Here is a 20,094-nt window from a genome sequence, read left to right as displayed (position 1 = left end):
TCTCGGAAGGAAGACACGAGGATTGAATCAAGCGGACGATGTTAGCAGGCCGGCGGCCCCCGGCTCCAGCAGGCCGCCCCGGGTGATGGGCAAGCTGGCGATGAGAAAGTCGAGGAAGGTCTTGACCTTCATTGCCTGAAAGCGCCGCGATGGATAGATGGCATAGACCTCGCCCACCGGCAGCCGCGCCTCGGGCAGCAGCTCGACCAGGCGCCCGCTGCGCACCGCCTCCTCGCTGATCATCACCGGCAACCCGCAAATCCCGGCACCTGCCAGCGTCGCCTCACGGGCGAAGGTGATGTTGTTGCAGGTCATCACCCGCTGGCACGGCAGATGTTCGCCCAACAGCGGCCAGTAACGCGGGGCGTCATGCTGCAGGAGGATCGCCCGATGCCCCTCCAGCCCGGCAACGCTGCGCGGCGTCCCGTGCGCCGCCAGGTAAGCGGGACTGGCGCACAGGCGCCGGCCACTTTCGAACAACTTGCGCGCGATCAGCGTGGAATCCTGCGGCTGGCCGACCTGGATGGCGATGTCCACGCCCTCCTCCAGCGGGTCCACGGATCGCGAGGTCAGTTCCACCTCGGCGTCGATCTGCGGGTACTGACGCATGAACTCGCCCAGTACTCGCCCGAGAAACAACTGGCCAAATTCTATCGGTGAAGTGATGCGTAACAATCCGGAGGGTTCGCGCTGCAGCTGCATCACCGCCTGCTCGGCCTCGGCGAAGTCGAGCATGATCTGCCGGCAACGCTCGTAATAGGCCTGCCCCACCTCGGTCAGGCGCAACTTGCGCGTGGTGCGGTTGAGCAGACGCACACCAAGGCGCTCTTCGAGCAACGCGATACGCCGACTCACCGTCGACTTCTGCATACCCAGGCTGGTCGCGGCCTGGGTGAAACTGTGGCATTCCACCACTCGGGTAAAGATCAGTGCGTCATCCAGCCCCATGATTGTTCCTCATACGCAACAAAGCATGCCAAGCCGAGAGTCTACTAGCGAAAAGGGAACGCTGTTAAATTTACTTACATTTCTCCGACGCACCCCGAGCCTCAAGCATGCCCGCCAAACTGCAACGTCGCCTTCTCGTATTCGTGATCCTGCTGGTGTTGATCGCCGGTGCCCTGCTCGCCCAGTGGCTGCTGATCGGTCGCTACCACGAGAGCACGGACAACGCTTACGTGCAGGGCGAGATCACCCGCGTCTCCAGCCAGTTGAATGCACGCATCGAAAAGGTCCTGGTGCGTGACAATCAACGCGTGGAGGCCGGCCAACTTCTAGCGGTACTGGAAGACGCCGACTTCCGCCTCGCTCGCCAGCGCGCCCTCGCCGCCCTGGAAACTCACCAGGCCGAGCGCGCCCAGGCGCAGAGCAAGCTCGACCAGCAGGCCAGCCTGATTGCCGCCAGCCAGGCCGACGTCGCCGCCAGCCAGGCGACCCTTGATCGCTCCAAGCTCGATCTCGGCCGCGCGCAGACCCTGCGCAAGCCGGGTTACGTCTCCGAAGAACGCGTCACCACCCTGGCCGCCGACAACCGCGTGGCCCGCTCGCAAGTGGCCAAGGCCCAGGCCGATCTGCAGGCTCAGCGTCAGCAGGTCGCCAGCCTGGAAGCCGAGCTCAAACGCCTGGACGCGCTGATTCTCTCGGCGCAGGCCGACCTGGAACAGGCCGACCTCAACCTCTCGCGTACGCAGATCCATGCACCGATCAGCGGCATGGTCGGCCAGCGCTCGGCCCGTGAAGGCCAGGTGGTGCAAAGCGGCGCCTACCTGCTATCGCTGGTACCGGATCAGGACATCTGGATCCAGGCCAACTTCAAGGAAACCCAGATCGGCCAGATGCACCCTGGGCAGAAAGCCGAACTGCTGTTCGACAGCTATCCCGACACCCCCATCGAAGGCCGCATCGACAGCCTGTTCGCCGCCTCCGGCGCGCAATTCAGCCTGCTGCCGCCAGACAACGCCACCGGCAACTTCACCAAAGTGGTGCAACGCATCCCGGTCAAGCTGACCTTCGCCGCCGACAACCCGCTGCATGGACTGATCCGCCCCGGCATGTCGGTGGAGGTCACAGTGGATCTGCGCAGCGACGAAAGCCATGGCGGGTGATGCGCTGATCCGCCCCACGGCTGAGCCCAGCCGCCGCGACTGGATTGCGGTGATGAGTGCGATGCTCGGCGCCTTCATGGCGGTGTTGGATATTCAGATCACCAACTCCTCGTTGAAGGATATTCAGGGCGCACTGTCCGCCACCCTGGAGGAAGGTTCGTGGATTTCCACCTCCTACCTGGTGGCCGAGATCATCATGATCCCGCTGACCGCCTGGCTGGTGCAGTTGCTCTCGGCGCGGCGCCTGGCGGTGTGGGTGTCGGTGGGCTTTCTGATCGCCTCGCTGCTGTGCTCCCTGGCCTGGAGCCTGGAAAGCATGATCGTGTTCCGCGCCCTGCAGGGTTTTACCGGCGGCGCGCTGATCCCGCTGGCGTTCACCATGACGCTGATCAAGCTGCCCGAGCACCACCGCGCCAAGGGCATGGCCCTGTTCGCCATCACGGCCACCTTCGCCCCCTCCATCGGCCCGACGCTGGGTGGCTGGCTGACCGAGAACTGGGGCTGGGAGTACATCTTCTACATCAATGTGCCGCCCGGCCTGATCATGATCGCCAGCCTGCTCTATGGCCTGGAGAAAAAGGCGCCACACTGGGAGCTGCTGAAGACCACCGACTACGCCGGCATCGTCACCCTGGGCATGGGCCTGGGCTGCCTGCAGGTATTTCTCGAAGAAGGCCACCGCAAGGACTGGCTGGAATCTCAGCTGATCGTCGGCCTGGGCAGCGTGGCCCTGGTGAGCCTGATCCTGTTCGTCATCCTGCAGATATCCCGCCCCAATCCACTGATCAACCTGGGCGTGCTGCGCGAACGCAACTTCGGCCTGGCCAGCATTTCCAGCCTGGGCCTCGGCGTCGGGCTGTACGGTTCGATCTACGTGTTGCCGCTGTATCTGGCGCAGATCCAGGGCTACAACGCCATGCAGATCGGCGAAGTGATCATGTGGATGGGCGTGCCGCAGCTGTTCCTGATCCCGCTGGTACCCAAGCTGATGAAGATCATCTCGCCGAAATGGCTGTGCGCCCTGGGCTTTGCCCTGTTCGGCGCGGCGAGCTTCTTCTCCGGCGTGCTCAACCCGGACTTCGCCGGCGAGCAGTTCCAGCACATCCAGATCATCCGTGCTCTGGGCCAACCGCTGGTGATGGTCACGGTGTCGCTGATCGCCACCGCCTACATCCTGCCGCAGGATGCCGGCTCGGCCTCCAGCCTGTTCAACATCCTGCGAAACCTCGGCGGTGCCATCGGCATCGCCCTGCTCGCCACCCTGCTGGATGCGCGCGCCAAGGTCTATTTCGACTACCTGCGCGAATCCATCGTGCCGACCAATCCACAGGTGGAGGTGCGCCTGCACCTGCTGACGCAAACCCTGGGTAGCGAACAGGCTGCACTGGCCAAGCTAAGCCAGATCGTCCACGAGCAAGCGATCATCATGGCCTACAACGACGCATTCCATTTCATCGGCATCGCCCTGGGTGTGAGCATGCTGGCGATCCTGCTGACACGAAAGCTGCCGCAGAACATGGCGGGTGGCGGCGCGGCGCACTGACCCTGCTCCGTAGGAGCCGCGCCCCGCGGCGAATCGCAAGAACACCGCGAAGCCAACCGCTTCGCCCCGGGGCGAGGCTCCAACACAGACTCCATAGATACCGCCAGACCTGTGGGAGGGGCTTCAGCCGCGACCGTCGCCGCTACAACTGCATGGATGCAGGAGGTAGAACGAAGCGGGATGCCAGAGTCGAAAGCGCCTCACCACACTCACTGATGCATCAAACCTGCAGCAACCGATCGCGCAGCTTCTGAATCTCGTCACGCAACTGCGCCGCAGCCTCGAACTCCAGGTCGCGCGCCAGGGCATACATCTTCTCTTCCAACTGGCGAATGCGCTTGGTGATCTCGCTTGGCGAGCGCAGCTCGTTCTCGTAGCGAGCACTCTCCTCCGCGGCCTTGGCCATACCTTTGCGCTTGTTGCTGCGCGCCCCCGGCACCACCGCACCTTCGAGGATGTCCTTGACGTCCTTCTGCACCCCCTTGGGCACGATGCCGTTGGCTTCGTTGAAGGCGATTTGCTTCTCGCGGCGCCGCTCGGTCTCACCAATGGCGCGCTGCATCGAGCCGGTCATGTTGTCAGCGTAGAGAATCGCCTTGCCATTGAGATTGCGCGCCGCACGGCCAATGGTCTGGATCAGCGAGCGCTCGCTACGCAGGAAACCCTCCTTGTCCGCATCGAGGATCGCCACCAGCGACACCTCGGGCATATCCAGGCCCTCGCGCAGCAGGTTGATGCCCACCAGAACATCGAAAGCGCCAAGGCGCAGATCGCGGATGATCTCCACCCGCTCCACGGTGTCGATGTCCGAGTGCAGGTAACGCACCTTGACGTCATGATCGCCCAGATAGTCGGTCAAGTCCTCGGCCATGCGCTTGGTCAGCGTGGTAACCAGCACACGATCCCCAGCCGCCACCCGTAGACGAATTTCCGAGAGCAGATCGTCGACCTGGGTGCGCGCCGGGCGCACCTCCACTTCAGGATCGACCAGGCCGGTAGGTCTTACCACCTGCTCGATCACCCGACCGGCGTGCTCGGCCTCGTAAGGGCCGGGCGTGGCGGAAACGAAAATGGTCTGCGGGCTGGCCGCCTCCCACTCCTCGAAACGCATCGGTCGGTTATCCAGCGCAGAAGGCAGGCGGAAGCCGTATTCCACCAGGGTTTCCTTGCGCGAGCGGTCGCCCTTGTACATGGCGCCGACCTGCGGCACCGAAACGTGGGACTCGTCGATCACCAGCAGCGCTTCGTCCGGCAGGTAGTCATAGAGAGTGGGTGGCGGCGCGCCGGACGGGCGGCCCGACAGGTAGCGCGAGTAGTTCTCGATGCCGTTGCAGTAGCCCAGCTCGAGGATCATCTCCAGGTCGAAGCGCGTGCGCTGCTCCAGGCGCTGCGCCTCCACCAGCTTGTTCGCCCCGCGCAGGTACTCCAGGCGCTGCTGCAACTCGACCTTGATCTGCTCAACCGCCTCCAGCAAGGTTTCACGCGGCGTGACGTAGTGGCTTTTGGGATAGAAGGTGAAGCGCGGCAGCTTCTGGATCACCTCGCCGGTCAGCGGGTCGAAGGCACTGATACTCTCCACCTCGTCATCGAACAACTCGACACGAATGGCTTCCAGATCCGATTCCGCCGGGAATATATCGATCACATCACCGCGCACGCGGAAAGTGGCACGGGCGAAGTCCATGTCGTTGCGCGTGTATTGCAGCTCGGCCAAGCGGCGCAGCAGCGCGCGCTGGTCCATCTTGTCGCCACGGTCGAGGTGCAGCACCATTTTCAGGTACTCCTCGGGGCTGCCCAGGCCGTAAATCGAGGACACGGTGCAGACCACGATCACGTCCGGCCGCTCGATCAGCGCCTTGGTCGCCGACAGGCGCATCTGCTCGATGTGGTCGTTGATCGAGGCGTCCTTCTCGATGAAGGTGTCCGACGACGGCACATAGGCTTCCGGCTGGTAGTAGTCGTAGTAGGAGACGAAGTACTCCACCGCGTTGTTCGGGAAGAACGCCTTGAACTCGCCATAGAGCTGCGCCGCCAGGGTCTTGTTCGGTGCCAGGACCAGGGTCGGACGCTGCACCTGAGCGATCACGTTGGCGATGGAGAAGGTCTTGCCCGAGCCGGTCACACCCAGCAGGGTCTGGTGCGAAAGGCCGGCCTCCAGCCCCTCGACCATCTGCCGGATCGCCTCAGGCTGATCGCCGGCAGGTTTGAAGCGGGTCACCAACTGAAACTCAGACATGCAGTACCTCGACAAATGGCTGTGACGCATCCTGTCGGACCGCGTCAAACGCCATGAATTGCGGGGCGATTCGGCGATAGGGCCAGGTAGAGTCGAATTACCTGGCAAAAGGCCTTAATTCAGGGCTTTGCGCTGTCGCCCCCTGGATTCAGGGTCGTTATACTAACGCCCCGTTTACGCGCCCCCTAGCGCTTTTGTCGGGGACGCCTGGCCACCCACCCCTCACTCGAGTTGTCGCACCCATCATGAGTCTCTTCTCTGCCGTCGAAATGGCTCCGCGCGATCCCATCCTGGGCCTCAACGAAGCATTCAACGCGGACACCCGCACCACCAAGGTCAACCTTGGCGTGGGCGTCTACTACAACGAGGAGGGGCGAATTCCGCTGCTGCGCGCTGTCGCAGAAGCCGAAAAAGCGCGTATCGAGGCGCATGCTCCGCGCGGCTACCTGCCGATCGAAGGCATCGCCGCCTACGACAAGGCCGTGCAGGAACTGCTGTTCGGCAAAGGCGCTGCGCTGATCGAAGCCGGCCGTGTGATCACCACGCAAGCCCTGGGCGGTACCGGCGCACTGAAGATCGGCGCCGACTTCCTCAAGCGCCTGCTGCCGGACGCCACCGTCGCCATCAGCGACCCGAGCTGGGAAAACCACCGCGCCCTGTTCGAATCCGCCGGTTTCCCGGTGCAGAACTACCGCTACTACGACCCGTTCAGCAACGGCGTGAACCGCGGCGGCATGCTCGAAGACCTGCGCAACCTGCCGGCTCGTTCCATCGTCGTGCTGCACGCCTGCTGCCACAACCCAACCGGCGTCGACCTGCAACTGGAAGACTGGAAAGCCGTGCTGGAAGTACTGCGCGAGCGCGAGCACGTACCTTTCCTCGACATCGCCTACCAGGGCTTCGGTGACGGCATCGATCAGGACGCCGAAGCCGTGCGCCTGTTCGCCGAGTCGGGCCTGGAATTCTTCGTTTCCAGCTCCTTCTCCAAATCGTTCTCGCTGTACGGCGAGCGCGTCGGCGCCCTGTCACTGGTCACCAGCAGCCGTGAAGAGTCGACTCGCGTCCTGTCGCAGCTCAAACGCGTGATCCGCACCAACTACTCCAACCCGCCGACCCACGGCGCCACCGTAGTCGCCAGCGTACTCAACAGCCCCGAACTGCGCGCCATGTGGGAAGCCGAACTGGGCGAAATGCGCGACCGCATCCGCAGCATGCGCTTGGCCATGGTCGAACAACTGGCAGCCCTGGGTGCCAAGCGCGACTTCGGCTTCGTCGCCGAGCAACGCGGCATGTTCTCCTACTCCGGCCTTACCGTGGAGCAAGTGGAACGCCTGAAGGAAGAGTTCGGCATCTACGCCGTCGGCACCGGCCGCATCTGCGTCGCCGCGCTGAACAACGGCAACCTGGGCAGCGTCACCCGCGCGATCCACGCCGTACTGTAAGCCTCTGCAATAAACAAAAACGCCGGCCCATGAGCCGGCGTTTTTGTATGCGCCAAAAGTCACTGTAGGAGCGGCTGGGCGGCATTCCGCTTCAGCCGCGAATCGTTCGACAGAGCACCGCAAAAGCCAAAGCTTCGCCCCGGGGCGGGGCTCCTACACCAATACCCAGGCACCGCTGGCCTTGGAACGACTGGGAGACATTCTGCCTCAGCCACGATCTGTTGCGGACTGACAGCCATCGCGGCTAAAGCCCCTCCTGCGACACCATCGCTGAACACCCCGAATTCTAACCACGTAGATATCATGGCAAAGAGTTGACTTCTCTTTTTTAATCAGTAACATACGCGCCGTTGTTCCGCGATAGCTCAGTCGGTAGAGCAAATGACTGTTAATCATTGGGTCCCTGGTTCGAGTCCAGGTCGCGGAGCCAAATTTAAAGCCTCGGTTCATACCGGGGCTTTTTCGTTTTCAGCGGACTCTCACCAGGGACCATGTCCCAGGTTATTCGCTGCGCTCACCCCTCCGGGGCCGCGCTGAAGCGCGTTCAGCTTCGCTGTCGAGTCCAGGTCGCGGAGCCAAATTTAAAGCCTCGGCTCATGCCGGGGCTTTTTCGTTTTCGGCAGACTCTCACCAGGAACTAAGTCTCAGGTTATTCATCTCCCTGAAGGAACCCGCTGCACCTGTAGGAGCCGCGCTCCGCGGCGAATCGAAAGAACACCGCAACGCCGAGAGCTTCGCCCCGAGGCGGGGCTCCTACAAAAACGCAAATCGCGTAGTCCAGCACCCTCGCCCTACAAAAACGAAAAGGCCGGTCAAAAGACCGGCCCAGACAACAACGCCGCCAGGCGTCAATTAACACTCAGCTTGTCGCGGTTCTTCTCCAGCGTCGCCTCGCCGATACCTTTCACCTCCAACAACTCGTCGACCGAGGCGAAATTACCGTGCTCCTCCCGGTAAGCCACAATCGCCTGCGCCTTGGTCGCACCAATCCCCACCAACTCACTCTGCAGCGTTGCAGCATCGGCGGTATTCAGATTGACCACGGCAACCTGCGCCACCTGCACAGCAGCCGGTTTGGCGCTTTCGGTTTTTGGGGTTTCAGCTGCAGCGGCAGCCAGAGAGAAGGAAGCGAAAACAGCGAACAGAAGGGAAGATAGACCGAGTTTTTGCATGATTGCATTCCTTTGTCGTAAGTAGATCCCAGTGAGGTTTCAAACCCCACTAGAGTCAACCTAGACGCTATCTTCCAGCTGTCAAACCACAGCCTCAACGCTCCCGGTTTCTGAGATGAATCCAGTCGACGATCTCACCTTCCGGCACATAACCATGCACCGTTTCGCGCAACAGCACTCGCACGCGAGCGTAATCATCCTCACTGACCGCAACCAGTAGCGTCTGTAAGCGACCCTTGAGCTCGTCCCAGGGCAACATGTCCTCTTCCGCGCGCATGATCATCGGATGCTCCGTAGGCTTCACATCCTCGCCGATCAGCAGCTCCTCATAGAGCTTCTCACCCGGCCGCAACCCGGTGAACTCAATACCGATATCGCCATGCGGAGTGCGCTCATCGCGCACAGTAAGACCGGACAGACGGATCATCTTTTCGGCAAGATCGGCGATCTTCACGGGCTCGCCCATATCCAGCACGAACACATCACCGCCCTGCCCCAACGAACCGGCCTGAATGACGAGCTGCGCCGCCTCGGGGATTGTCATGAAATAGCGGGTGATGTTCGGATGCGTCACCGTCACCGGCCCACCCTGCTTGATCTGCTCCCTAAACAACGGAATAACCGACCCGGAAGAACCCAGCACATTGCCAAAACGCACCATGGTGAAACGGGTCTTGTTGACGTGATGAACACCTGAGTCATCACCGAACAGCAACGGCGCAGACTCACGACTCAGCGCCTGCAGCACCATCTCAGCCAGGCGCTTAGTGCTGCCCATGACATTGGTGGGTCGTACCGCCTTGTCAGTTGAGATCAGCACAAAATTAGCAACACCCGCCTTGATCGAAGCCTGCGCGGCATTGAGCGTACCGACTAGGTTATTGAGCACACCCTCGGCAACGTTATGCTCGACCATCGGCACATGCTTGTAAGCGGCGGCGTGATAGACAGTGTTGACGCGCCAGGTCTGCAGAATGTCGAACAACCGCTCGAAGTTACGGATAGACCCGAGAATCGGCACCAGTTTGATCGGCAGCGACTCCCGCTCGATACGCTGCTGCAATTCGCCATGGATGCTGTAGAGATTGAATTCGCTGTGCTCGAAAAGCAGCAAGGTTCGCGCGCCACTAGCGAGAATCTGCCGACACAGCTCCGAACCGATGGAGCCGCCAGCGCCGGTCACCAGAACCACCTGACTCTTGATACAGCGTTCGAACAAATCTTGCTGAGGCGGAACAGCATCACGCCCGAGAAGATCGGCTATGTCGACCTCCTGAATATCCTCGACCTTCACCCTTCCACTGGCCAGGTCGGTGAACCCTGGCACGCTGCGAACATGCAATGCATAAGGCTCTAACGCATCGAGGATCTCGCGCCGTCGCGCTCGAGAAATGGACGGCATCGCAAGCAGAATCTCGTCGGCCCCCGTCTCGTCGATCATCTGCTGAATATGCTTGGGTGTATAAACTCGCAATCCGGCAATAACACGATTGGCGACTCCAGCGTCGTCGTCCACAAATGCTACCGCCCGCATCGCACGCCCTAAACGCAAAGCCGCAACCAACTGATTACCAGCCGTTCCCGCGCCATAAATAGCAACCCGGGATGTGCCTGCTATAGCGTCACGTTGTCGGGCAACAGGCTCAAGCCAATCACCAGTGAAGAATTGGCGCATCCCAAGGCGCAGACCGCCCAATAGCAACAGACTGAGCCACCAGTAATTGAACACCATAGAGCGCGGTACAACGGCCGTAGGGCCCCTGTACCAGTAAACGGCAAGCGCCAACACCAGCGCCGAGAGAGATACAGCTTTTGCGATGGTAATGAGCGCATCACTGCCCACATAACGCATCACAGCCCGATACATGCCCAACCGGATGAAAATAGGCAGAGCAATCATCGGGGCGACAATGAACAACCAGCCATGCCCAGAAAAGGGCTTGGCCGCATCGATTTCCCCCAAACGAACGGCAAACGACAGCCAAAGCGCAACCCAGACGAGGATGGTATCAGCCAATAACTGCAACAAACGCTTCTGACGCCTGGGCAAATTCACCAGAAACTGACGCAAACCGTTCATCTTCATCTCTCTGACTGCCTCGTTACCATTCAAATGGAGCTACCTGCTCCAGACACGTCAAACATCACCCCTCCTGCTGCAACAGACACGCCAGACTCAATGCACCACTCGGTCGCCAGCACCTTTTCCCAAGGCTGTTTGCAGAATCAGACTGAAATAGAGAGAGATCGACATCGAACGGATCATCTGCTGGTCAGTTTCGGCAAGCAAAGCCGGCGTAGACATATCGATCCCCTGCACTTGGGCCAACCCCGTAATGCCTGGGCGAACATCATACACAGCGCGTAATTCTCGCTCGGCGATCAGCTCTTCCTGATTGAACAGATTAGGCCGAGGCCCAACCAGACTCATTTCCCCCCTGAGCACATTCCATAACTGCGGTAGCTCGTCTAGCTTGGTCTTGCGCAGAAAAGCGCCCAAGCGCGTGATCGAGGCGCTGGAGGCCAAGTGGCTCGCCACAGATGCAGTATCAACCGCCATCGTTCGAAACTTGACTAACGTAAACGGCCGCTTACCACGCCCCACACGCGTCTGACGAAACAGAGGCGCGCCTGTATCCAATAAGCCAAGAACATAGATCAAAACCAATACCGGAAAGCCGAAGAGCAACCCCAGTAAGGACAGAGCAACATCAAAAACACGTATCACAGACCCAACCTCTGAAAGCCAGTCAATCCGAAGACAGGAAACAACGCCTTAACCCCTCTTCAACCGTGAAAGGTGGCTGCCAATCCAGTGTCTCGCATGTCTGCGAGATATCTACCTGCAAAGACCCCAGCAAGCGCTGCGCCATAGCCTTCCGCCCCAACAGTGCCGCGCTAAGCTTAAGAACGCCAGCAGGCAGAGGAATCAAACGTGCAGGCCGCCCCATTGCATCTCCCACTAAACGTAACAGCTCTGTAGTCGATAGATCGCGACCATCACCCGCCAGAAAGACTTGGTTGGCAGCAGCGGGATGATCGATGCAGCGAACGATCAAATCGACAAGATTGTCGATGCCAACCAGCGAACGACGATTGTGGATAGCTCCGAGGGGTAGTGGAATCCCTTTACCAACCCAGCGAACCAGACTCCCAAAGTTACCCGGAGCCCCGGGGCCATATACCAAGGGAGGACGAATGACCACCAGCTCCATCCCTGTCTCTTGCTGGATGCGCCAAAGCCCCTGCTCAGCCTCCCATTTGGACTGGGCATAGGGCTCCACGGGGTGCGGGACATCAAGGGCACTAAACGGGCGAACATTGATATTCCCGTTAACGCCGATAGAGCTGATGAAAACGAAACGTTTCACCCCGGCTATCGCGGCTTGCCGGGCAAGATTCAACGTACCCTCCACGTTGACACCCCGATACTCAGTCAGCGGGTTACTACTTACCTCCTGAGAAATATGGGCTCGAGCAGCGGTATGTACTACTACGGTAGTACCCTCTAGAGCGGAGGCCCACTGCGTGTCTGCACTTATATCTCCCACCTCAAATACATGCTCAGAAAACCTCCTAGTTCCGCTTGAACGCACAGCGGCCACCACACACGCACCTGCAGTAGATAGATAACGCAACAAAGCACCACCAACGAAACCGGTGGCCCCAGTCAGCAAAACTCGCATAATTAAAGAAGCACCTCTTCATAAACCGCGATGGTTTTATTCAGCATTAGAGAAAACGTAAAATCGGATTCATATCGAAGCCGTCCTGCCTCGCCCATGCGCCGCCTCATCTCAGCGTCCGCAAGCAGTAGACCGAGGCGTTCTACTAGTAAGCCTTTAGCGTCACGCTTGATCAGATAGCCCGTCTCACCGTCCTCTACAGCTTCGGCGACGCCTCCTACATCGGATGCGATAACTGGCAGGCCAGCACGCATTGCCTCAAGAATAGTCAGCGGCAATCCTTCCCAGCGAGAGATCAAGATAAATACGTCTGATGCTGCAAGCCGTGAAGAAACATCGATGCAAGCTCCCGAAAAAATGACGTTGTCAGCCAAGCCAAGGCTTGTCGCAAGATCGATCGCAGCTTGCATCTGCGGCCCATCACCAATCAGCTCAAGGCACCAACGCTCTGAGGGAAGCGCTGCGAAGGCGCGCAACAATGACAACTGATCTTTAGGCGCCTCAAAACGAGCGACCATGACAAAGCGTACGATATCTCCCACTGCGACCCGCTGAGCCCGCATCTTGGCAGGAATATCTGGCATGCCGTTATGCACCACGGCGAGCTGGCCTGGTGGCGCAACCCGCTCCGCCAAGGCGAGGCTCCTGTCATAGTCGGAGACAGTAATGATCCGTTTTGCCAACGGGGCAATGAGCCGTTCGATAAATCGATATAGGAAGCGGCGCCTTGGAGATACGCCTTCGGTAAATGCCCAGCCATGGGCCGTGAATATACAAGGAACAGTCAACCCTATAGCGCTGATACGTCCGATAATTCCGGCCTTAGAAGAATGCAAGTGAATCAGATCTGGCTTCAAGCGCTTTAGCACGCCACGCAACTCGAATATCGCTTTAACGTCAATAATCAGGTCGATCTCTCTGGTCAAATACTTCAGAGAAATACAACTTAATGATCGATCCCGCGCGTGCTGCAGAAAAACGCCCTGCCCACCGACCAAAATAGTTATGTCATAACCACAAGACTGAAGGCCCGCAGCAAGATCAAGAAGATGGACACTGGCCCCACCCATCACGTCAGAACGGGTTATGACAAAAACTATACTGCGCAATTGAAATCATTCCTCAGTAAAACTTTACACCACTAAAAGCAGATCTACTTAGGTGCACTATCGAACAAGCCTCTTCATATAGCGCAAAAAAGCCGGGGGTGGAATAATGATAAAAAATGAAAAAAGCCCTAGAAAAAAATTTAACTTTACAAGTGCAATGGCGCGAATCAAACCACCATGAAAATCCCCGTTCAACCCAGAGCCAATCACATGGCGAAGACCAATAAATTCCACGTACCTCTTTAACGATGCGGCACCAGAGAAAAATTCCCGATTCCGGGAGAAATACTCAAGCGGATAAGGGACTAACTTAGAGCGCTCTTTTTTGCCCTCATCAAACATTCTAAATATAGTTACTGCCACAGAAGGATCATAGGCAACCTTTCTCTGAAAAGCTGCGCGAATCCAAACATAAAGATCCTCACCCACCTTTACTCCAGGTGGAAATCCACCTATCTCATCCAACACGTCACGCCTTAACACCACTTTTGAGCTATTAACTAACTCAACACTTCTTGAGAGCGAATAAAAGTCGGTGACATAACCACGCCGCACCGAGCTAGATGTAACATCACGAACAACACCATCTTCGTTAACCCTGTGCCCCGTAGAGTATATAGCCGCTGCTGGGAAATCAGAAATCAACGAAACTATGCGCTGCAAAAAATTCTTATCCCATTCGTCATCGGCATCCAGAAAGCAAACATACTGCGAACGGCCCAGCGAAACACCTTTATTTCTTGCAACAGAAACACCGGAATTATCTTGGCGTAAGACAGTTAATCGACTATCCGCAATAAGATTTAAAGAATCGACACCACCATCAGATGAGCCGTCATCCACCACATAAAGAGCAAAATCCCCATACTCTTGAGAAAGGACGGACTCGACAGCGCGCAAAACGGTATGAGCTTTGTTATAAACCGGAACAACAATATCAAAACGCATATGAAACCCGAGAAAAAAGCACCACATCACCTGCTCACTTACTGGTGATGATATTTTTTAACAACCGAAAACAGCACAATAGCGTTTGAACAAATTTATTACTTCCCAACTGAAGCTGAACCCTATAAAGCTCGGTTATTGTACCAGCCCGATCAATAGAACTGACACCAGCCTCATTGAACCTTCCCACGACTACAGGCAGCTTCTTAATCTGTTCATTCCCTGCCGCTGCGCTGAGCAAAAACAACTGATCAGCTAAAATAGGATAACGTCGCGAATAAAAACCATAGCGATCATGCAGTTTCTTTTTTATCAACACACCCACTGCATGGCAGGAAAAATAAGCAGCGTGCCCTCCCTTCCATGAGGGTGAACGCCCAGCGAAAACGCTTACATCACCAACATCTACACCAGCCGTCACAAACGACACATTAGGCTCTATTGCAGCCCGATAAACCTCTATCGCATCCGGATAAAAAATATCATCCGCACCGATTACTAGGTAGTAATCACCAGAGCATGCCTTTACGCCACGATTCAAGGCGTCATAAATACCAAAATCTTCCTGAGAGATTATTTTTATATCAAGATCTTTAATAGACATCAAAAGTTCGAGCGTTCCATCTGTAGATGCGCCGTCCGCAACCACCCACTCGAAATTTAAATCTGTTTGCTCTCGTAAAGAAGCAATCAGTCCCGGCAAAACATGCTTAGCATTATAAGTAGCCGTAACGATGCTAATTTTTCCCTTAAGCGCCATGAGCATCCGCCTTTAGAAATGCTTCATAAGCGTCACGAATCCCTCGATCCAGCCCAATAACAGGCCGCCAACCCAACTGATGCAACTTGCTAGAGTCCATCAGTTTCCTTGGAGCTCCATCCGGCTTGGTTCTATCAAAGATTAAATTACCAGTATAACCAGTAACTTCTGCAATTAACGCAGCCACTTCTTTAATACTATTATCGTGACCGCACCCAACATTAATGTGCGATAACATAGGGCTGACTGAAGCTTGCCAGCGAGCTTCAGACATGTTCATGACGTATACGCTGGCAGCAGCCATATCATCCACATATAGAAACTCACGGCGTGGAGTACCCGTTCCCCAAACAACAACCTCAGCATCACCGTTAACTTTTGCCGTATGGAAACGTCGAATGAGCGCTGGTATCACATGGCTATTTTCGGGATGGTAATTGTCGCCAGGACCATAAAGGTTCGTTGGCATCACACTGCGGTAATCGCGACAATACTGGCGATTATAACTTTCGCAAAGCTTGATCCCTGCAATTTTTGCGATGGCGTAGGGCTCATTCGTTGGCTCAAGCAATCCAGTAAGCAAGGCATCCTCAGACATCGGCTGAGGCGCAAGCTTGGGATAAATACAAGACGACCCCAAGAAAAGTAATTTATTCACACCGGCCAAATGCGCACTGTGAATAACGTTAGCTTCGATTATCAGATTTTCGTAGATAAACTCAGCAGGATAGGTATTGTTGGCATGAATTCCGCCTACTTTAGCAGCGGCCAGATAGACCTGTTCTATGCGGTTAGCCTGAAAGTAACGCTGCACGGCGGCCTGATCAAGCAGGTTTAATTCATCACGAGCAGCGGTCAGGATATTTCTATAACCTAACATTTTAAGGTGTCTGACAATCGCTGAACCAACCATCCCCCGATGGCCGGCAACGAAGATTGTCTGGTTCAGATCATGCGCCACGCTCAATTCTCCACCGACACCGGTACATCGTGACCATAGGTCTTTAGCAACGCGTGGCGTTGCGCAACCTTGAGATCTTCACTGACCATCTCAGCGCACATTTCCTGCACCGTAATTTCCGGAACCCAGCCAAGCGTTTGCTTGGCTTTGGTGGGATCACCCAGCAGCGTTTCTACCTCGGCAGGACGGAAATAGCGAGGGTCAACACGCACCACGACGTCGCCCACACTGAGCGCCGGAGCCTTGTTGCCCTCAACGGTCTCGACAATTGCAATCTCCTCTACACCTTGTCCTTCAAAGCGAAGCGTAATGCCGAGTTCCGCTGCAGACCACTCAATGAACTGACGCACCGAATATTGAACACCGGTCGCAATAACAAAATCCTCCGGCCGATCCTGCTGCAGCATCATCCACTGCATCCGCACATAGTCCTTAGCGTGGCCCCAGTCGCGTAAAGCATCCATATTGCCCATATACAGGCACTTCTCCAGCCCCTGACCTATATTGGCAAGACCTCGAGTGATCTTCCGGGTAACGAACGTTTCACCGCGACGCGGCGACTCATGATTGAAGAGAATTCCATTGCAGGCATACATACCGTAGGCCTCACGATAATTAACGGTGATCCAATAGGCGTATAGCTTGGCCACGGCATAAGGAGAACGCGGATAGAAAGGCGTCGTTTCCTTTTGCGGAATTTCCTGCACCAAACCATACAGCTCAGATGTAGAGGCTTGGTAGAAACGTGTCTTTTTCTCCAACCCTAACAGACGGATAGCCTCCAACAGCCGCAACGTCCCCATCGCGTCGACATCCGCCGTATATTCCGGCGACTCAAAACTGACTGCCACGTGCGACTGAGCGCCAAGGTTATAAACCTCGTCTGGCTGAACCTCTTGCAGAATGCGCGTGAGATTCGAGGAGTCGGTCAGATCCCCATAGTGAAGGACGAAATTCTGATGTTCTACATGAGGATCTTGGTAAATATGATCCACACGCTGAGTATTGAATGACGAAGCACGTCGTTTGATACCATGCACCTCATAGCCTTTCTCCAACAACAGCTCTGCGAGGTAAGAGCCGTCTTGGCCGGTTATTCCGGTGATAAGAGCTTTTTTCATCATTTCAATTCCTGATTACGCTTAGAAATTTCCTGTTGAGTTGCTTCCGAACACATCGCGGATATAACATCACCAACCTTATAGGCTGCTGACCAATTCAGTATTTGCTTGGCTTTCAGAGGATTACCGCAACTGAATTTAATATCTGAGGGACGAAACAAATCTCTATTGATGGTGACGTGCGCACGCCAGTCGAGACCAAAATGAGCAAATGCTTTCTGGACAAACTCCTCAAGAGCGCAGGACTCGCCTGTGGCTACAACGTAATCTCCTCCCTCATCTCGTTGCAGCATTCGCCACATCGCATCAACATAATCAGGAGCCCATCCCCAATCCCTATAAATATCGATATTACCCAAATTTAATTTTTCTTTACTTCCTATAGCGATACGAGCAGCTGCTCGAATAATTTTCTGCGTCACGAACCGCTCTGGACGTAGAGGAGATTCGTGATTAAATAGAATTCCCGTGTTAGCGTGTAAGCCGTAAGACTCACGGTAATTACGAGTCAACCAATAAGCAGAAGCCTTCGCTACGGCATACGGACTGCGGGGCCAAAATGGACGATCCTCATCAGCACCTTCCGCTCCGGTATCGCCATAACACTCGCTGGATCCAGCATTATAAAAACGTATAGTGGGATCAACAAAGCGAATCACCTCCAGCATATTAAGTGTGCCTTGGGTGATGCTTTCCATCGCCTCGACAGGCTGCTCAAAAGAAAGGCCTACGGACGTTTGACCAGCAAGATTGTAAATTTCATTTGGCCGATGAGTATCAATTACCGTCAGCACACTACGAAAGTCATTGATGGCCATCGAGACCAGGCTAACCTGATGCTTTATTCCTAGACGCTCAAGATTGGTAAACGGAGCGATCATCGAGTCGCGTGAAGTGCCAATAACCTCGTATCCCTTTTCCAATAAAAGCTTCGCTAGATAGCTACCATCTTGCCCGCCGATACCACAAATCAATGCCTTCATGACAGAACCCGTTGATAGATCGCGTGAGTTTCTCTAACGCAGCGACTCCAAGAGAATTCATTCACTCGAGCCAGTCCGAGCCGTCTTAATTCTTGACAGGCCTCCGGACTCTGCAGTACCTCGACTAAAGCGTTGGCTAAAGATTCCGTGGAGTCAGGATCAAACATTCTAGCAGCAGCACCCACAACCTCAGGTATGGAACTAGTATTACTACAAACGACAGGACAGCCGTAACTCATCGCCTCCAGAGGAGGAATACCAAAGCCTTCGTAGAGAGAGGGGTAGACAAAAAGAGCTGCCTGTCTGTAGTGGGAAGCAAGAACCTGATCGCCGCCGCCATGTTGATGAACTTGAGCGACAATACCCAGTCGCTCGATCATGGCGCACTCAGACGCACTGAATCGTCCGCCTCCAAAAGCAATAAGATCAAAATTCTCTTTCAGCCATGGTTGGCATGCATACGCCCGAAGTAACGTCTCGAAGTTCTTATAACCGTCTCGCATTCCCACATAGAGCAAATAAGGGCGCACGGGCTCCTGGACATCCTCAATCACTGAAGTAGTGAGAGAGAAGCCAAGGTGAACCACTGATGTTTTCTCGACTGGCACATTAAGCAAGCGAACAAGATCTTGTCGCGTATGTTCAGAGATACAGATCACGTGATCAGCTCTCTGGACAGCTTGGCGCTTAACGGAACAGGTTTTATCTTTCTCCGAAAAAGATTGAGGAAATAATTCGTGGATCATGTCATAAACTGTAATGACGGTACGACTGGAGCGGGGAGCCGAGGGCCGGCTAGAATAATAGGTTTCGTGCACAATATCGGGTCTAAGTGCCCTCATAAGCAACGGTGAAAGAACCGTATTAGACGCACGACAAAATCTTTCCACCCCACGGAAGGCAGGCATGTGTTTTCCAAGTACGCCGAAGGAAGAAGGCGCCCCTGATAAATAATTATTTACGAAGAAAGGGCTATTGACATTAACACTGCCATCATCGCCAACGACCTCTGCTAAACCTTTGGCTAACTCAAAAAAATAACGAGAAATACCACCATAGCGCTGGGAAGAAAAAATCTGGTGGTCGTAGACAATTTTCATGGCCTTGACACCGAGCTTAAAATTTTGCAATGGTCATCCATTGTTTTTGACTTCATAAGACGGCGGAGCAAAGGAGCAGTAGCTTTCGCAAAATAAGAGCTAGTGACAATACGTAACCACTTCTTCCTTAGATTTCGCCTCGTGAAGATATGAATCCCGTTGGCGCTATAGAAATTAAGACCCAATTTATCAGCAAGTACTTGCAGCGTCCGAAGCTGAAAAAAACCAATATGTTGCCCTGTAGGAAGCGAGTAGTACCACCATTCATCCGGGTTGGGGGGCACACCATCATAAAGCTCAGTAGAAAAAATTAATGTATCGGCACTTGCATAACGAAGAGTTTCTTCTACATACCCAACAGGATCTGTTACATGCTCTAAGACTTCCATAGCCGTTACCGCAAGACAGCGCCCTGCTCCCGCTTCATATTCAAACCCGTGCGCTAGAAAATTTTTACAGTATTTATCAGACCAGTAAAAATCGAAACCATAATCTCTCATCAGTCTAGTCAGCATTCCATAGCCACCGGCAGAATCTAAATACCGACCACGGCCACGCTCAGCCATCCCCCAGAACAACAGTGATGAAAGTTTTTCGCTTATTAAAACATTTCGCGCGACCAAGCCTGTATCAGCATCAGCAATAGCAGAGGAATAAGCCTCACTCAGCCAATACGGCTCATGAACCTTTAAATAACCACACGATTGGCAAACCCTATAATCCGCATTATATTTCCCCAACAGTATCGCAGAGAAAACATGCACCATTTGACCTTGGCATATCGAACATCTAACTTCATCCACGACTTTGAATCCCAAATCTATATCGACCAAATAGCCATCTAAAAAATAGAAGCAGAGCCCCCAAAAAAATCTGTCCCCATTACCTCTCGCAAAAACATCTTCAAAAAAGCCACTAAATCAAACAA

17 protein-coding genes and 1 tRNA gene are annotated in these 20,094 nt (G+C 55.3%); 4 read left to right on the top strand and 14 right to left on the bottom strand.

The genetic code is table 11. The features are described 5' to 3' along the window. Positions 1-27: 27 nt before the first annotated feature. Positions 28-948, bottom strand: a complete 921-nt coding sequence (locus ACNFCJ_RS08705; RefSeq protein ID WP_416770848.1) for a LysR family transcriptional regulator — start codon at positions 946-948, stop codon at positions 28-30. Positions 949-1,055: 107 nt separating this feature from the next. On the opposite strand from ACNFCJ_RS08705, the gene ACNFCJ_RS08700 reads away from it, so the two are divergent. Continuing rightward, positions 1,056-2,105: an HlyD family secretion protein gene (locus ACNFCJ_RS08700; RefSeq protein WP_416770847.1), complete on the top strand. Its 1,050-nt coding sequence runs from the start codon at positions 1,056-1,058 to the stop codon at positions 2,103-2,105. A gap of 49 nt (positions 2,106-2,154) precedes the next feature. After that, complete coding sequence (locus ACNFCJ_RS08695; protein WP_416770884.1) at positions 2,155-3,648, top strand: MDR family MFS transporter; 1,494 nt, start codon at positions 2,155-2,157, stop codon at positions 3,646-3,648. A 220-nt stretch (positions 3,649-3,868) separates the two neighbouring features. Here ACNFCJ_RS08695 and uvrB read toward each other — a convergent pair whose 3' ends face one another. Then, positions 3,869-5,884: an excinuclease ABC subunit UvrB gene (gene uvrB / locus ACNFCJ_RS08690; protein ID WP_416770845.1), complete on the bottom strand. Its 2,016-nt coding sequence runs from the start codon at positions 5,882-5,884 to the stop codon at positions 3,869-3,871. 245 nt (positions 5,885-6,129) lie between these two features. Between uvrB and ACNFCJ_RS08685 the strand changes: the two genes are divergently transcribed. Next, positions 6,130-7,326: an amino acid aminotransferase gene (locus ACNFCJ_RS08685; RefSeq protein ID WP_416770844.1), complete on the top strand. Its 1,197-nt coding sequence runs from the start codon at positions 6,130-6,132 to the stop codon at positions 7,324-7,326. 354 nt (positions 7,327-7,680) lie between these two features. Next, positions 7,681-7,756, top strand: a tRNA-Asn gene (locus tag ACNFCJ_RS08680). A gap of 418 nt (positions 7,757-8,174) precedes the next feature. Here the strand turns inward: ACNFCJ_RS08680 and ACNFCJ_RS08675 are convergent. The 12 genes from ACNFCJ_RS08675 to ACNFCJ_RS08620 all read right to left on the bottom strand — a co-directional run bounded on the left by ACNFCJ_RS08675 (position 8,175) and on the right by ACNFCJ_RS08620 (position 19,969). Then, positions 8,175-8,498: a ComEA family DNA-binding protein gene (locus ACNFCJ_RS08675; RefSeq protein WP_416770843.1), complete on the bottom strand. Its 324-nt coding sequence runs from the start codon at positions 8,496-8,498 to the stop codon at positions 8,175-8,177. Positions 8,499-8,592: 94 nt separating this feature from the next. After that, positions 8,593-10,578 (bottom strand): polysaccharide biosynthesis protein, encoded by a 1,986-nt coding sequence (locus tag ACNFCJ_RS08670; protein WP_416770882.1) that lies wholly within the window; start codon positions 10,576-10,578, stop codon positions 8,593-8,595. A 96-nt stretch (positions 10,579-10,674) separates the two neighbouring features. Continuing rightward, positions 10,675-11,226: a sugar transferase gene (locus tag ACNFCJ_RS08665; RefSeq protein WP_416770841.1), complete on the bottom strand. Its 552-nt coding sequence runs from the start codon at positions 11,224-11,226 to the stop codon at positions 10,675-10,677. Between the two features lie 22 nt (positions 11,227-11,248). Continuing rightward, complete coding sequence (locus ACNFCJ_RS08660) at positions 11,249-12,184, bottom strand: UDP-glucose 4-epimerase family protein (RefSeq protein WP_416770840.1); 936 nt, start codon at positions 12,182-12,184, stop codon at positions 11,249-11,251. A gap of 2 nt (positions 12,185-12,186) precedes the next feature. Beyond that, positions 12,187-13,293, bottom strand: coding sequence for a glycosyltransferase family 4 protein (locus tag ACNFCJ_RS08655; protein ID WP_416770837.1), 1,107 nt, complete (start codon positions 13,291-13,293; stop codon positions 12,187-12,189). Positions 13,294-13,350: 57 nt separating this feature from the next. Continuing rightward, positions 13,351-14,241 carry a glycosyltransferase family 2 protein gene (locus ACNFCJ_RS08650; RefSeq protein WP_161492483.1) on the bottom strand — a complete coding sequence of 297 codons (891 nt, stop codon included), beginning with the start codon at positions 14,239-14,241 and terminating at the stop codon, positions 13,351-13,353. Between the two features lie 34 nt (positions 14,242-14,275). Continuing rightward, the gene (locus tag ACNFCJ_RS08645) at positions 14,276-15,001 is read right to left on the bottom strand and encodes a glycosyltransferase (RefSeq protein WP_161492484.1); all 726 of its coding nucleotides are present in this window, start codon (positions 14,999-15,001) and stop codon (positions 14,276-14,278) included. After that, the gene (gene fcl / locus ACNFCJ_RS08640; protein WP_079783973.1) at positions 14,991-15,962 is read right to left on the bottom strand and encodes a GDP-L-fucose synthase; all 972 of its coding nucleotides are present in this window, start codon (positions 15,960-15,962) and stop codon (positions 14,991-14,993) included. The genes ACNFCJ_RS08645 and fcl overlap by 11 nt, the downstream gene beginning before the upstream one ends. A 2-nt stretch (positions 15,963-15,964) precedes the next feature. Then, positions 15,965-17,086, bottom strand: a complete 1,122-nt coding sequence (gmd, locus tag ACNFCJ_RS08635; protein ID WP_396507503.1) for a GDP-mannose 4,6-dehydratase — start codon at positions 17,084-17,086, stop codon at positions 15,965-15,967. Continuing rightward, complete coding sequence (locus ACNFCJ_RS08630; RefSeq protein ID WP_396507501.1) at positions 17,083-18,066, bottom strand: GDP-mannose 4,6-dehydratase; 984 nt, start codon at positions 18,064-18,066, stop codon at positions 17,083-17,085. The genes gmd and ACNFCJ_RS08630 overlap by 4 nt, the downstream gene beginning before the upstream one ends. Then, the gene (locus ACNFCJ_RS08625) at positions 18,063-19,166 is read right to left on the bottom strand and encodes a glycosyltransferase family 4 protein (protein ID WP_416770834.1); all 1,104 of its coding nucleotides are present in this window, start codon (positions 19,164-19,166) and stop codon (positions 18,063-18,065) included. The genes ACNFCJ_RS08630 and ACNFCJ_RS08625 overlap by 4 nt, the downstream gene beginning before the upstream one ends. Further along, positions 19,163-19,969: a class I SAM-dependent methyltransferase gene (locus ACNFCJ_RS08620; protein WP_416770833.1), complete on the bottom strand. Its 807-nt coding sequence runs from the start codon at positions 19,967-19,969 to the stop codon at positions 19,163-19,165. The genes ACNFCJ_RS08625 and ACNFCJ_RS08620 overlap by 4 nt, the downstream gene beginning before the upstream one ends. Positions 19,970-20,094: the final 125 nt, after the last annotated feature.

Origin of the sequence: Pseudomonas sp. NY15364 (assembly GCF_048068235.1) — a bacterium.
GTDB classification, from domain to species: Bacteria; Pseudomonadota; Gammaproteobacteria; order Pseudomonadales; family Pseudomonadaceae; genus Aquipseudomonas; species Aquipseudomonas mendocina_D.
The sequence above is the reverse complement of the archived record's forward strand: the minus strand, read 5'-3'. Positions and strand labels throughout refer to the sequence as shown.

Excerpts from the sequence above, each read along its gene's own strand:
- ACNFCJ_RS08700 (WP_416770847.1), top strand. The coding sequence starts at position 1,056 with ATGCCCGCCAAACTGCAACGTCGCCTTCTCGTATTCGTGATCCTGCTG.
- ACNFCJ_RS08645 (WP_161492484.1), bottom strand. The coding sequence starts at position 15,001 with ATGGCGCTTAAGGGAAAAATTAGCATCGTTACGGCTACTTATAATGCT.
- ACNFCJ_RS08660 (WP_416770840.1), bottom strand. The coding sequence starts at position 12,184 with ATGCGAGTTTTGCTGACTGGGGCCACCGGTTTCGTTGGTGGTGCTTTG.
- ACNFCJ_RS08705 (WP_416770848.1), bottom strand. The coding sequence starts at position 948 with ATGGGGCTGGATGACGCACTGATCTTTACCCGAGTGGTGGAATGCCAC.
- ACNFCJ_RS08685 (WP_416770844.1), top strand. The coding sequence starts at position 6,130 with ATGAGTCTCTTCTCTGCCGTCGAAATGGCTCCGCGCGATCCCATCCTG.
- ACNFCJ_RS08625 (WP_416770834.1), bottom strand. The coding sequence starts at position 19,166 with ATGAAAATTGTCTACGACCACCAGATTTTTTCTTCCCAGCGCTATGGT.
- ACNFCJ_RS08630 (WP_396507501.1), bottom strand. The coding sequence starts at position 18,066 with ATGAAGGCATTGATTTGTGGTATCGGCGGGCAAGATGGTAGCTATCTA.
- gmd (WP_396507503.1), bottom strand. The coding sequence starts at position 17,086 with ATGATGAAAAAAGCTCTTATCACCGGAATAACCGGCCAAGACGGCTCT.
- ACNFCJ_RS08650 (WP_161492483.1), bottom strand. The coding sequence starts at position 14,241 with ATGCGTTTTGATATTGTTGTTCCGGTTTATAACAAAGCTCATACCGTT.
- uvrB (WP_416770845.1), bottom strand. The coding sequence starts at position 5,884 with ATGTCTGAGTTTCAGTTGGTGACCCGCTTCAAACCTGCCGGCGATCAG.
- ACNFCJ_RS08675 (WP_416770843.1), bottom strand. The coding sequence starts at position 8,498 with ATGCAAAAACTCGGTCTATCTTCCCTTCTGTTCGCTGTTTTCGCTTCC.
- ACNFCJ_RS08670 (WP_416770882.1), bottom strand. The coding sequence starts at position 10,578 with ATGAACGGTTTGCGTCAGTTTCTGGTGAATTTGCCCAGGCGTCAGAAG.